The organism is Nocardia sp. NPDC003693 (genome assembly GCF_053981095.1).
The window spans coordinates 119,599-132,392 of record NZ_JBSFNO010000013.1 but is presented as its reverse complement, the minus strand read 5'-3'; the positions used below and the strand labels follow the sequence as shown (position 1 = coordinate 132,392).

Here is a 12,794-nt window from a genome sequence, read left to right as displayed (position 1 = left end):
GCGAGCGGCACCTGTCCGATGCACTGCTACGCATTCTCAGTTCGTCCCACCACAGCTTTTCCGGGCTCCGCGACGGCGGGCCGTCCAACTGGCAGCGTCGCCGAGTGGCTCTCGGGTGTCTGCCGCGGTGTAGGAGGTGATCCGCGTGACCGACATTCTCGACGTCCTGCACGCGCGCTGGGCCGAGATCGCGGGCGAGGCGCTGCTGGCGGGGCGGGAACAGCCCGATCTCACGCTGACCACCCGCGAGGTCCTCGACCTGATCGATCACATCGCCGAATTGCACCGGCGGTGCGACGAGTTCGATCTGGAATACCGCGAAATCGAGCATCAGTACACGGTGCAGCGCGGGGTGAACGCCGACGCCGTCAAATCCTTCGAGCGCATTCGAGCCGCCCTGGAACAGCGCACCGCGCATCCCGAGGCCCGAGTTCGTCAGGCCTGCACCATCGCTCGCGCCGCCGCCGAAAGATTGACCGCGGCGGGCGCGGACGCGGACGACGCGCTCGGCTGATCCGGCCCGCCGCGTACTCGCTGCCCTCGTGCGCATTTCGTGATCCGGGGATCGGATTCGACTGGGCGCGAGTGCAGTCGGTATCCCTCTATGGTGAAGGCCGACGGGCCTGCCCGCCGAGAGGAGTTGCCGATGGACGCCGAACACTTTCTGCCGTTTCGCAAGAGCACGGTCGTCGCGCTGTGCGCGGGGGAGTTGCCCGCCGACGAACGGGAGTCGTTCCTGGAGTTCGCGCGATTACTGGCGGCGATGGCGCAGTACCGGATTCATGTGCGCGGCGAGCGGGTGCTGGACGCCTACGAGATCGTCGATCCCGCCGAGGACGTGCGCACCGTGCGGGCCGCGACGGCGGCGGATCGGGCGCGGGCGCGCGCGGTGGTCGAACGCGAACTCGTCGCCCTCGCCGCGGAGGCCGACTTCGTGCGGATCGACGCCGAGGAGATCGAGAAAGCCTTCAGCGAGCACGATCTGATGAAGGTGCGCCTCGAGGTGGAGGACGAGGGCATCGAGACGGTCATGTTCTTCCGCCGCGGCACCCGCGAGTGTTCCGAAGTGGTGAAGTCGTTCTACGGATTGCGCAAGCGCACCGTCGAGTTCACCAGCTACGCCAAGGTTCTGGTGTACATCGCCTTCGCCGAGCGCCCGGACGCGACCGAGCGCGAACCCAGCGGTGGGGTGCTGCTCAAGATGTTCCAGGACGTGCCGCGCAACGACCTGGAGATGCTGTATCCGACCGTGCGCGTGCGGATGCGGACCAAGGACAAGCTGCTCATCGGGGTGCCCGCGGTGCTCTCGGGCATCGTGGTGCTGGCCACCAAACTCCTCGCGTCGCTGGGTCTGATGGTGCTGCTGCTGGCGTTCTGGGTCGGGATCCGGGAGGAGTCGGTGCGCCTGGATCAGGCGGCGCTGGTGACCCTGTTCGCGGGGCTGGCGGCCCTGGGCAGCTACCTGTGGCGGCAGTTCTCCAAGTTCAAGAACCGCAGAATCAAGATGATGAAGACGCTGCAGGAGCACCTGTACTTCCGCAACCTCGGCAACGGCGCGGGAGTGTTCCATCATCTGCTCGACGCCGCCGCCGAATCCGAGGTCAAGGAAACCCTGCTGACCTATCACTTCCTGCGCACCGCCGAACAGCCGCTCACCGCCGCCGGACTCGATCGCGTGGTGGAGCAGTGGTTCGGCAGGCACTGGGACACCACGTTCGACTTCGACGTGCGCGGCGGGCTGCGCACGCTCCGGAAGCTGGATCTGCTGACCGAGGACGAGCAGGGCGTGCTCGGCGCGATCGCGCTGCCCGAGGCCAAACATCGCCTGGATCGGCACTGGGACGATCTGTTCCAGATGCCCGCGCCCGGCGCGGCGGAGGTGCCCGCGGTCAGTCGATGAACGCCTCGCGGAAGTGGGCGGCCAGGTCCAGCTCGGCCGCTTCCTGAGCGGACACCCAGCGGTGGTCGTCGTGCTCGGCCGGGTTGAGAGTGACCGTGCCGCCGCCGTTCTCGGTGACGTCGTAGACGCGGGCGTTGATGCGCAAGGGTTTACCGGCCACGTCCATCCACGAGTGCGCGGCCCGTTCGGCGACGACCTCGATGCGCAGCCCGGTCTCCTCGGCGACCTCGCGCACCGCGGCGTCCTCGGGGCGCTCGCCCGCCTCGATGCCGCCGCCGGGCAACTCCCAGCGCCCGGCCAGGAACACCCCGGGCGCGCGCCGGACCAGCAGCACCGCGCCCCCGCGCTCGACCCGGCAGTACACCAAATTCTTCTCCCGCATCCGACGATCATGCTGCGCGCGGGGCGGCGCGGCAATCACGATTCCGCGCAAACGGTTGTGTGGGACTCGCGGTCCCATATATTCTGATTGTGACGCGCCACACGGCCGGAGTGCCGGTGGCCCGAACGAGGAGACACCGATGACGCTGTCGCAATCGGGTAGCACACTGTTCGATCAGGACTACCGAGACGCGCTGGCGACCCTGTCCGAGGGGTCCGTCAACCGCAGTTTCGATCCGTACCTGGACATCGCATGGGATGCACCGGAATTCGCGATCGATCCGAACGACCCCCGCTGGGTGCTGTCGCCGGAGTACGACCCGCTGGGCGCCACGCAGTGGTACCGGGACCTGCCGCTGGAGCGGCAGATCGAGATCGGCAAATGGCGGATCGCCAATGTCATCAAGGTCGGCGCGGCCTTCGAGAGCGTGCTCATCCGCGGGATGATGCAGTACATCATGAAGCTGCCCAACGGGTCGCCGGAGTTCAGGTACTGCCTGCACGAGATGACTGAAGAGTGCAACCACATCCAGATGTTCCAGGAACTGGTCAATCGCATCGGCGTGGACGTGCCGGGCATGCGGCGGGTGTTCCGGATGCTGTCCCCGTTCATCGGGGTGGCCGGCGGGTACGCGCACGTGATCCTGTTCATCGGCATCCTCGGCGGCGAGGAGCCCATCGATCACTATCAGAAGTCGCTCATTCGCGACGGTGACTCGGTGCCGCCGGCGGTGCTGCGCACCATGGAGATTCACATCGCCGAGGAGGCGCGGCACATCTCGTTCGCCGGGGAATTCCTGGCCGCGCATCTGGCGCGCATGAATCCGGTGTCCAAAGCGGTTGCCGCGGTGTCGTTCCCGCTCGCCATGCGCTGGCTGGCGGGGGAGATCATGGCCCCGCCCAAATCCTTCGCGCGCCAGTTCGACATCCCCGACGAGGTGTTCGCCGAGGCGTTCTGGGACGGTCCGCAGCAGCGGCGCATCCTGTCCGGCTACTTCGGGGACATGCGCAAGCTCGCCGGTGACCTGGGACTGATGAACATGGTCACCAAACCGCTGTGGTCGCTGCTGAACGTGGGCGGCGAGCCCTCGCGATACCGGAGCGAGCCCGAGCGCGGAAACCGGCACGTGGCCTAGGTTTTCGCGAAGGTCGTCGCGGCCGGCGCGTGAATCGCCGGCCGCGCGGGCCCGGGTTCACGACGCGTTCTCGGCCAGTTCGGCGAGTACCTCGAGCAGGGGGCGATCCGGATCCAGGGTGATGCCGTGATCGCGGGTGACCGCGTCCAGCACGCTCCAGATGTACCCGGTCACGGTGGTGACCAGCGTGGCGCGATCCAGGTCCGGATTCGGGTCCCGCGCCCAGCGGGTCACCGTCGCCTCGGTCATGGCCACGATGGCGAAACACATGGTGTCGATGGCGGGTTCGTCCACCACGCCCACCACCCCGGCCAGGCCGGACACCAGCCGCCGGGTGCGCGCGGAGATGGCGGTGGCCAGGCCGGTGGCGGCGTCGAGATCGTCCGGATCGCCGACGGCCGGGCCCTTGCGCAGGAAATCGTGCAGGCGCGGGTGGGTTTCGAACCAGTCCACGACGGTCGAGACCGCGCGCGCCAGGATCTCCCGGATCGAGCCGGAGCCGACATCGAGCGCGGCGTCGAGGGTGTCGGTGAAGCGTTCGCCGATGGCGGTGCGCACCCGGCGGTCCAGATCGTCGCGGCCGTCGAACTGGCGGTAGACCACCGACTTGGCCAGTCCGGCCCGGTCGGCGATCTGCTGCATGGAGGCGTCGGCGTGCTGCTGTTCGAGCAGTTCGATGGTGGCCGCGATGATGCGCTCGCGGCGCTGATCGTTGTGCGGCTGCCAGCGCGCCTGCCTGCCACCGGGGGCGGCAGGCGCGGATGGCTGCGTGGTCGGCACGGTCCGAGTCTAGAACACCGGGGTCCGGCCACCGGGTCGCGCGCGCGGGCGGCGCGGCGGCCGACCGGAAGGTGTTCGCGGGGACCGGGTTCCGGTGTCAGACCTCGTGCGCGGCCGCCGCGGCGGTCAGGACGCCGCCCGCCCCGGCCGCCCGTTCGCGCGCGTAATCGACCACGGCGCGGGCGTAGTCGGCGTCGCCGTCCGGGGTGCAGGCGCGCACCAGCTGGTCTCCCGCTTCGTCGAGGTGCGCGCTCGGGCCCTGCTCGGCCAGCAGCACGACGATGGCCTCCCAGGTCTCGGCGTGCTGATCGGGCAGGTTCAGGAGTTCCTCGAGGTACTGGCCGGGTTCGAGCAGACGCAGTGCCCGGCGCGCGTAGGCGTGGACGCGGCGGGGTAGTTCGGTGCGAATGAGTTCGATGTCGCCCTGGTCCACGTGCCCCGGATGGCCGGGAAGAATTCGCATGGACCACATCTCGGTGAGGGAGTCTGGCAGGGCGGAGTCGGTGAGCAGTCCGGGGCCGGTCGCGGCCGCGAGCGGGACGGGGTCGGCGCCGCGCCGGGTCTCGCGCCAGTTGCAGAACTCCCACCAGGGCGCGGGGGTCGCGCTCAGGGTCAGGCCGAAGCTCAGCACCTGCTGCCCGCCGGTGTAGGTGCGGAAGGTGCGGGTGCGGCCCACGGCGGCAACGCCTTCGGGCTCGACCCGGGTCCAGGTCGGCTCGTCGCCGTCAAAAGCGTAGGGCTCCAGCAGTTTTCCCGTGGTTCGCATCAGGCGGCGCAGCGCCGAATCCGGTGTTGCCATATCGGGCAGATTACTGGCGCGGTCCGACGGATCCGGGGAACCGCACCGGTGTCATGTCGCGGCCGAATCGATCTTGGTGTCCGGATCGGCGGGCGGTTGACAAGTGCGGGCGAATCGAAATACCGTCGGTATTCGAATACTGTCGGTATCAACACCGTGGTTGAACGAGGGGTATAGGACATGAGGTATCCAGGGACCGGCGCGGACCGGGTCCGTCGCGGTGGCGCCGAGCTCGCGGCGGGTGCGCGATGAGCGGGGCGCGGCAACCGCGCGTGGTGATCATCGGGGCCGGGGTGTCCGGTATCGCGAGTGCCATCACGCTGCGGCGCAACGGCTTCCACGACTTCGTCATCCTGGAAAAGGGCTCCGACGTGGGCGGGGTGTGGCATTGGAACCGGTATCCGGGGCTGACCTGCGACGTGCCGTCGCAGGTGTACCAGTTCGGCTTCGCGCCCAAGCCGGACTGGTCGCGGGTGTTCGCGCCCGGGCCGGAGATCCAGCGCTACCTGGCCGACGTCGTCGACGACTTCGGGCTGCGCCCGCACGTGCGCGTCGATTCGGAGGTGGTGTCGGCGGAGTTCACCGGGAACGGCTGGCGGGTCGAGACCGTCGGCGGGCAGGTGCACGAGGCGGATTTCGTCATCTCCGCGACCGGCGTGCTGCACCATCCCGCCTGGCCGAAGATCCCCGGGCTGGACGAGTTCACCGGCGATGTCGTGCACACCGCGCGCTGGGACGACGCCGTGCGCACCGCGGGTAAACGGATCGCGGTGCTCGGCACCGGATCGACCGGGGTGCAGGTGGTGTCCGCGCTGCAGCCCGCCGCCGAGCGCATCACCCATTTCGTGCGCAGTCCGCAGTGGGTGATCTGGGCGCCGATGTGGTTGCCGCAGCCGGCGTTCGTCGGCGCGGTGCTGGATCGGCTGCCGACCCTCAACCGGGCCCTGCATCAGGCCGGTATGGCGGGTGCGAAGGTGTTCACCGACGTCGTCACCCGGCCGAGCTGGCGGCGGCGCGCGGTGCAGGAGTACGCGCGCCTGAGCCTGCGCGCCCAGGTGACCGACTCGAAGCTGCGTGCCGAGCTGACCCCCGACTACGAGCCGCTGTGCAAGCGACAGGTGTTGTCCGGCAGCTACTATCGCGCCCTGCGCGCCCGCAACGCCGAACTCGTCACCGACGGGATCGAGGAGATCACCCCGACCGGCATCCGCACCGCGGACGGCCGCCACCACGAGGTCGACACGATCGTGCTGGCCACCGGTTTCCGCGCGCACGACTACATGCGCCCCATGAAACTCACCGGCCGCGACGGGATCTCGATCGACGACGCCTGGGCCAAGGGCCCGCGCGCCTATCGCATGACCGCGATCCCCGGCTTCCCCAACTTCTTCACGGTCCTGGGCCCGAACTCACCCACCGGCTCGATTCCCCTGCACCACGCCGCCGAGGTGACCGCCCGCTACATCACCGCCTGGATCCGGCGCTGGAGCACGGGCGAGTTCGACACCGTCGAGGTGACCGAGGCCGCCACCGACCGGTTCGGCGACCAGGTCGGCGAGGCCCTGCAGCCCACGGTCTGGAACACCGGCTGCAACTCCTGGTACTTCACCGAGGGTGGGCACATCGACCTGCTGCCGTTCGACCGCCGGACTATGGAGGAGATGCTCGCGACTCCCGAGGACGAGGATTTCCAGCTGACCAAGGGGTGAGCGGGGCTCGGAGCCGGTTCGTCCGCGTGTCCGTGGCCGGTCGCCACCGGGCACGGACACGCGGGCGCGATGGCGGGCAGAACGATCGGACCGGGATGCAGGGAACTCACCCGCAGCGAGTAGCGCATCCGTACGAGGTGTGTCAGGTGGCGGGGACGCCCGTGTCCGGCCGATTGCGCGCTGTTCGGCATCACGGCCTCCGAGTCGATCTCGGTGCCGCTTCGCCCGGGGGTGACGCGACCGTGTGTGGCAGCCGGTCGGCGCTGACCACGAACTCGTCGGTGCAATCCCCGTGCGGCATCGGGTTCTTCACCCCGGGTCGGCACCTACCCGTCACCCTCGGTGCCGCGATCGCACCGGGCGGATTCGAAGGATGACCCGGATGAGTCCTGTCCGGCTCACCGGTGGAAGCGCGCATCGGTTGGAGGACCGAATCTGTGCGCCATTGTGGCGAAGGGGAGTGATGCGGTATCGGTCGTGGTTGGTGCCGACCGTTCCGACTCTCGCGTGGCTTCAGCGGTGGGTGGAGTGACTGCGGTCGTCGGGGACGTGGTGGGCGGGGTGGTGGGTCCGTGCGGGCGGGATCAGCCCGGCCACTGGTGAACTCGGGTTTGGGGGACGATCGCGGGGGCCTGGGTCGCGGGGCTCTGGGGGCGGGGAGCGGTGTAGGTGGGGACCACCTGTTGGACGGGTGGGGCGGGGGCTATGTAGGGCTCGGTCTCGGGCGGGGCCTCGGCGGGTGGGGCCGTCGTTGTTTCCACCGGTGAGGGCGGTGCGGTGGTCGACGGTGCGGTGGTCGTCGTGATCGGCGCGGTGGTCGTTGTGGTGGAAGGGGCTGTGGTGGTGGGGGATTCGGAACCGCCACGAATGGCAAGGGTTATGCCGATCGTGGCGGTGATCGCGGTGAGCAGGACGCCGGAGGCGATGACGGCTCGGCGCTTCGGACGAGCGGGCGCCGGGGAGTCGAGGATCTCGGCAGCGGATGGCGCGGGGAGTATGCGCGGCTCATCGGAATTCGGTTGTGCGGCGGGCAAGTCGGTGGCGTCGGCCGCCGGCTGATCGACGCGCGGGTTCGCGGGCTTGCGGAGGTCTACCGGCGTGGGGACAGGAGCCACGCGAGGTGCGGGGGAGCTGATGACGGTGGGGATCGCCGCCTCGTCGCGGAATGCGCTGTCTTCGAGGGGGTTCCTGTCGCCATGGGCGGCGGCGTCTCCGTCTGTATCGGCGGCGCGGGATGCGCTGTCCTCGAGAGGGTTGCTGTCGTCATGGACGGCGGCGGCCGCCCCGGCAGTGGAGGCTCGATCTGTGTCGGCCGCGCGGGATGCGTCGGTCACTCGGGGTGCTTCATCGGCCCGAGCGCCTCCCGTGTCGCGCGGTTCGGCTGTCCGCCGGTCGAATTCCGTTGTCGCGGAAGAAGAGTGCGCGGGAGTCTCGGGCGCGACCGGTGATCGAGAATGCGCAGCGCGTTCGGTGGGCGCCAGGGGCGGGAGGGCGCGGGCGGCGGCCTCGGCCAGCGCGGCGCAGGTGGGGTAGCGGGAATCGGGGGACTTGGCCAGGGCGGTGGCGATCACCACGTCCAGGTCGGCGGGCAGGTCCGGGCGTACCTCGCGGGGGGAGGGCGGCGGCGCGGTCAGGTGGGCGCCGATGACCGCGGCCTGATCCTTGCGGGCGAAGGGCTGGCGGCCGGTCAGGAGCTGGAAGAGGGTGCAGCCCAGGGAATAGATGTCGGCGCGGTGGTCGGCGGGGGTGTCGCCGAACCGCTCGGGGGCGGCGTAGGCGAAGGTGGCGGCGATACCGGAGAGGGTGACGGTGTCGTCCAGGGTGCGGGCGATCCCGAAGTCGGTCAGGACCGCGCGTTCGCCGTGCCTGCGGTTGTGCTCGATGAGCAGGTTCGCCGGCTTCACGTCGCGATGCAGGACGCCGCGCGCGTGCGCGTAGTCCAGGGCGTGGGCGGCGTCGGTGATCAGCCGGACCGCGCGGGCGGGGGCCAGGCCGTGCGGGTGCGGCTCGAGCAGCGCGGCGGCGTCACCGCCGTCGATGTGGCGCATCGCCAGCCACAGCGCCGGGTCGTCGAGCTCGCTGCGGTCGTACACCGGGACGATGTTGGGGTGGTCGAGCCCGGCCGCCAGATTGGCTTCGCGGGTGAACGCCGAGCGCGCCTTGGCGTCCGCGGTGAAGGTGGTGGCCAGCACCTTGAGCGCGACCCGCCGTTCCAGGCGCGGATGCTCGGCCAGGTACACCGCGCCCATTCCGCCCGCCCCGAGCAAGCGCTCGATGGTGAACCCGGCGAAGACCGCCCCCGGTGCCAAACTCACTGCATCCTCCCCGCACACACCCGCGGGCCGCGCCCGAATCGGCGTCGCGGCCCGCTGAGAATGTAGCGCAGTCGACCGGATGGCCGGTACGACACGGGAATCCGAGCCGACCGGCCGGCTCGGGTCAGAGGAAGCGGAATCCGGCGCCCGCCCCGCCGCGCTGGTCGATGTCGCCGAGGATGAAGTCGATGCCCGTCGCCACGTCGGGTTCGTGAATCGGGTTGAGCGGGTTCGAACACGAGGGCAGTCGAATGACCAGGCCGCCCAGGTGGATCGCCTGGCCGGAGATGATCATGCCCACCAGCCGGTCGCCGACCAGCACGGGCGCTCCGGAGTCGCCGTAGTCCGCGCAGACGTGGCTGCTGAACCCGCCGCCGAGGTCCTCCCAGACCGGCCCGCAGGTGAACCCGGTGGTGCGCCCGTTCTTGCACACCCAGGACAGTGGTCCGGGCGGCGCGCCGACGCCGTTGATCACGCTCTGGGTGACCTGGCGGACCGGTACGACGCGTGCGGCGTCGAATTCGATGATCGCCCAGTCCCAGTAGTGGTCGACCTCGACGAACTGGCCGATGATCCCGGTGCCGGGCGAGGCCTCGGACCAGACCGGCATGCCGGGGTTTCCGCAGTGCCCGGCGGTGATGCCGACCAGGCGATCGGCGTTGTCGTAGCCGATGGCGGTCAGGGTGCACAAGCCGACCACGCCGGGGTCGCCGGTGCCGATGGCAATGCCCGAACCACCGCCCATCGGGGCGGGCCCGTTCGCGGCGGCGCTGCCGGGCAGCAGTGCGGCGAGCGTGAAGAGCGTTGCGGCGGAGAGGGATCCGGCGCTGGTGCACATCCTTGCCAAAGACAACATGCCGAACCTCCCGGGTGTGGATACCACTGAGGCCATTCGTGTGTGTCGGATGGGACGCGTACTCGCGAAGAACGCCCGCCAGGCGGACCCGTGAAGCTGTGCCCGGACAAACATACCGGTCGGTTCAGTTTAAGCAAGCGAGCGCTGCGTCGAATTCGACGGGTGCTCGGCGCGCTCGCCCAGCCTGGGTGGCTCGGTGGCCCGAACCAGCCCCGACCTGGGATGTGTGAAGCGGGCCCGGCGGTGCCGGGCCCGGGCACTCACTCGCGCAGCGCGTCCTCGCGCAGGCGGTTCAGGGTGCGGGTCAGCATGCGGGACACGTGCATCTGGGATACGCCGAGGTCGTCGGCGATCTGGGTCTGGGTCTTGCATTCGAAGAAGCGCATGGTCAGCAGCCTGCGCTCGCGATCGGGCAGCTCGGCCAGCAGCGGGCGTACCGCCAGGCGCTGTTCGATGAGCTCGTAGTCGGGTTCGACGCCGCCGAGCGTCTCGGCCCGGGGCAGCGGGGCGTTGTCGCTGTCGTCGCCGGTCATCGTGGTGTCCAGCGACGACGCCTGGTAGGCGTTGGAGGCGATGAGCGCCTGGGTCACCTCGAGTAGATCGATGTCGAGTTCCGCGGCGATCTCGCGGGCCCTGGGCATGCGCCCCAGGCGCTGTGCCAGGAGTTCGATCGTGGAGCCGAGCTGGACCTGAATTTCTTTGGTGCGACGGGGAACTCGCACCGCCCAGGTGTAGTCGCGAAAGTGCCTGCGGACCTCGCCCATGATGGTCGGCACGGCGAAGGACAGGAACGGCGAGCCGCGCGCGACCTCGAAGCGGTCGACCGCGCGGACCAGGCCGAGACGGGCGACCTGCAGCAGGTCGTCGAAGGTCTCCCCGCGGCCGGCGAAGCGGCGCGCTATGTGTTCGGCCAGTGGCAGGCAGCGTTCGATTATGTGCTCGCGCAGGACATTACGGTCGGTGTCGTCGGCCTGCTCGAGTTCTGTGAACGCGGCCTCGATGTCGTCGTAGCTGTTGACTCGCGTCACCTCAGACCTCCAGCGCGGCGGGCAGGTTGGGGTAGGAGTTGAGCAGGCCGCGCGCGCCGGTGAGGCGCAGGACGCGGTCGACCTCGCGCCGGCCGACGACCGTGCGCAGATCCACGCCGTTCGCCACGGCCTCGGTCGCGGCGCAGATGAGCACCGCCGCGTTGCCGATGCTCAGGAACCGGGTGTTGCGCAGGTCGAGAACCACGATGGCGGCGGCCGCGCGCAGCGCGTCGGTCAGGGTCCGGCGGAATTCGGGGAGCACGAGGGCGTCCAGTTCGCCCTCGATGCGGATGATGGCGTGCACGTGCGGGGAGTCGTCGTGCGCCCGGGACGCGAGGCGGAGCGACGGCATGTCGACCTCGATACGCCCCGGCAGAGCTGCGGTTGCGGACACGGCGAAACCTCCCGTGAGGGGGTGTCCATCCGCGTCGATCCACCATGTCGGCGACTCACCGCGGTCGGGCGGTGCGCTGTCCGGCTGTCGAGAGGTGGACTGATCTCGCCGGACGCGGCACGGACCAGGATCGGCTGTATTCTCAACCTCCTCTGGGGTTACCCCTCCCCGCGCGTGGCCAAACCGTTGCCTGCGAGGTGTGCGAATTTCGGCCGGGTTTCGGATCGGCCGCCGCTGGCAACAAAGGGGGTGGGGAGAACACTTCCGAAGGAGATCCCGCGATGAGCGCACGTTTTTCGGACACTGCCACCGATACGAGACAGCAGCCCGCCGAGGCTCTCCTGGATACCTGCAACGGCCCCGGCCTCGCCCTGCTACTCGTCGGCATCATCGCCCTCGGATCGACCCTCACCGCCGCCGCCTCCGGTTCTCCCGGCTGGCTCGCCCTCGGCGCCGCCACCAGCCTCGTCTGCCTTGCCGCCGGGCTGGTGGTTGTCGTGGCCGAGGTTCGCCACGCACGCGCGTCGTACGACGATGCGCTCGAGCTGCTGGAGGTGCACGGGTAGTTCGTGTCGCCGGACGCGGCGGTGCCCGGCTACCGGAGGGCCGATAGCCGGGCGGATGGGCGGTCGGGATCAGCCCTGCAACGTCGGGACGACGATCAGTTCGGCGATGTTGACGCGGGTAGGAGCGGCCAGGGAGTAGGCGATGGCGTCCGCGATGTCCTCGGGGGTCAGGATCTCGAAGCCGGTGCGCCACTGCTCGAGCTGGGCGAGCTGGGTCTCGTCGCGCATGCCGGTGCCGAGCTCGGTGCCGACGAAGCCGGGTTCGATGGTGCGCACCCGAACCCCGCGCGGACCGTACTCGGCCCGCAGGTTGCGGGTGAGGTGGGCGACCGCGGCCTTGGTGGCGGTGTAGACGGCGTAGTTGGGGAAGACCTGGTGCCCACCGATCGAGCCGACGTGGACCAGGTCCGCGGCCCCGCCCGCCCCGGCCACGGCGAGCAGGTCGTCGATGAAAGCCCTTCCGGTGTAGAGCAATCCGTTGATGTTGGTACCGACCATCTCGTCCCACTCGCCGGTGTGCGCCGACTCGTACGGCGCGGCGAGCATGACCCCCGCGTTGGCGACGACGGCGTCGACCGGTCCGAGCGCGGCCCGGACCGAGGCCGCCGCGTCCAGCACCGACTGCCGGTCACTGACGTCGGCGTGGACCGCGATGGCCCCCGCCCCGAGTTCCCCCGCCAGCTCGTCGAGCCGCTCCTTACGCCGCCCGAGCAGCGCGACCCGCGCGCCGTCGGCGACCAGCCGCCGCGCGGTGGCGGCGCCGATTCCGCTGGTGGCTCCGGTGATCACGGCGGTACGTCCTGCAAGTGTGTTCGTCATGGGAACAACGTTCGTGCAGGTCGGTGGCCCGTGCCAGGTCGCGGAGTTCCTGGTAGTGCCAGGGCTACCCAGGGGCTTGTGGGTGGTTTCGGTGCGGGTTGGTGCTCGAAC

Annotated in this window: 13 protein-coding genes; 5 read left to right on the top strand and 8 right to left on the bottom strand. The window is 69.8% G+C overall.

Annotated elements, in window-relative coordinates; all coding sequences use genetic code 11:
- Positions 1-145: 145 nt before the first annotated feature.
- Positions 146-514 carry a hypothetical protein gene (locus ACWDOP_RS16965; RefSeq protein WP_456345832.1) on the top strand — a complete coding sequence of 123 codons (369 nt, stop codon included), beginning with the start codon at positions 146-148 and terminating at the stop codon, positions 512-514.
- A gap of 132 nt (positions 515-646) precedes the next feature.
- A complete protein-coding gene (locus ACWDOP_RS16960) occupies positions 647-1,900 on the top strand; it encodes a TMEM143 family protein (protein ID WP_456345831.1) in 1,254 nt (417 codons plus the stop codon).
- Here ACWDOP_RS16960 and ACWDOP_RS16955 read toward each other — a convergent pair.
- A complete protein-coding gene (locus ACWDOP_RS16955; protein ID WP_456345830.1) occupies positions 1,890-2,282 on the bottom strand; it encodes an NUDIX domain-containing protein in 393 nt (130 codons plus the stop codon). The genes ACWDOP_RS16960 and ACWDOP_RS16955 overlap by 11 nt on opposite strands.
- Before the next feature lie 139 nt (positions 2,283-2,421).
- Between ACWDOP_RS16955 and ACWDOP_RS16950 the strand changes: the two genes are divergently transcribed.
- A complete protein-coding gene (locus ACWDOP_RS16950) occupies positions 2,422-3,417 on the top strand; it encodes an AurF N-oxygenase family protein (protein WP_454205236.1) in 996 nt (331 codons plus the stop codon).
- 57 nt (positions 3,418-3,474) lie between these two features.
- Here the strand turns inward: ACWDOP_RS16950 and ACWDOP_RS16945 are convergent, their stop codons facing one another.
- Positions 3,475-4,197 carry a TetR/AcrR family transcriptional regulator gene (locus ACWDOP_RS16945; protein ID WP_456345829.1) on the bottom strand — a complete coding sequence of 241 codons (723 nt, stop codon included), beginning with the start codon at positions 4,195-4,197 and terminating at the stop codon, positions 3,475-3,477.
- A gap of 97 nt (positions 4,198-4,294) precedes the next feature.
- Positions 4,295-4,996 (bottom strand): hypothetical protein, encoded by a 702-nt coding sequence (locus ACWDOP_RS16940; RefSeq protein ID WP_456345828.1) that lies wholly within the window; start codon positions 4,994-4,996, stop codon positions 4,295-4,297.
- A gap of 248 nt (positions 4,997-5,244) precedes the next feature.
- On the opposite strand from ACWDOP_RS16940, the gene ACWDOP_RS16935 reads away from it, so the two are divergent.
- A complete protein-coding gene (locus ACWDOP_RS16935) occupies positions 5,245-6,705 on the top strand; it encodes a flavin-containing monooxygenase (RefSeq protein WP_456345827.1) in 1,461 nt (486 codons plus the stop codon).
- Between the two features lie 584 nt (positions 6,706-7,289).
- On the opposite strand, the gene ACWDOP_RS16930 is transcribed toward ACWDOP_RS16935, so the two are convergent.
- The 4 genes from ACWDOP_RS16930 to ACWDOP_RS16915 form a co-directional block, all read right to left on the bottom strand.
- Positions 7,290-9,020, bottom strand: a complete 1,731-nt coding sequence (locus ACWDOP_RS16930) for a protein kinase domain-containing protein (RefSeq protein ID WP_456345826.1) — start codon at positions 9,018-9,020, stop codon at positions 7,290-7,292.
- Positions 9,021-9,144: 124 nt separating this feature from the next.
- Positions 9,145-9,876, bottom strand: a complete 732-nt coding sequence (locus ACWDOP_RS16925) for a S1 family peptidase (RefSeq protein ID WP_454205241.1) — start codon at positions 9,874-9,876, stop codon at positions 9,145-9,147.
- A gap of 260 nt (positions 9,877-10,136) precedes the next feature.
- Positions 10,137-10,904, bottom strand: coding sequence for an RNA polymerase sigma factor SigF (locus tag ACWDOP_RS16920; protein ID WP_456345825.1), 768 nt, complete (start codon positions 10,902-10,904; stop codon positions 10,137-10,139).
- A gap of 1 nt (position 10,905) precedes the next feature.
- A complete protein-coding gene (locus ACWDOP_RS16915; RefSeq protein WP_456345824.1) occupies positions 10,906-11,298 on the bottom strand; it encodes an STAS domain-containing protein in 393 nt (130 codons plus the stop codon).
- Between the two features lie 281 nt (positions 11,299-11,579).
- On the opposite strand from ACWDOP_RS16915, the gene ACWDOP_RS16910 reads away from it, so the two are divergent.
- Positions 11,580-11,864, top strand: a complete 285-nt coding sequence (locus tag ACWDOP_RS16910; protein ID WP_454205244.1) for a hypothetical protein — start codon at positions 11,580-11,582, stop codon at positions 11,862-11,864.
- 69 nt (positions 11,865-11,933) lie between these two features.
- Here ACWDOP_RS16910 and ACWDOP_RS16905 read toward each other — a convergent pair whose 3' ends face one another.
- Positions 11,934-12,683, bottom strand: a complete 750-nt coding sequence (locus tag ACWDOP_RS16905; protein WP_456345823.1) for an SDR family oxidoreductase — start codon at positions 12,681-12,683, stop codon at positions 11,934-11,936.
- Between the last annotated feature and the right edge of the window lie 111 nt (positions 12,684-12,794).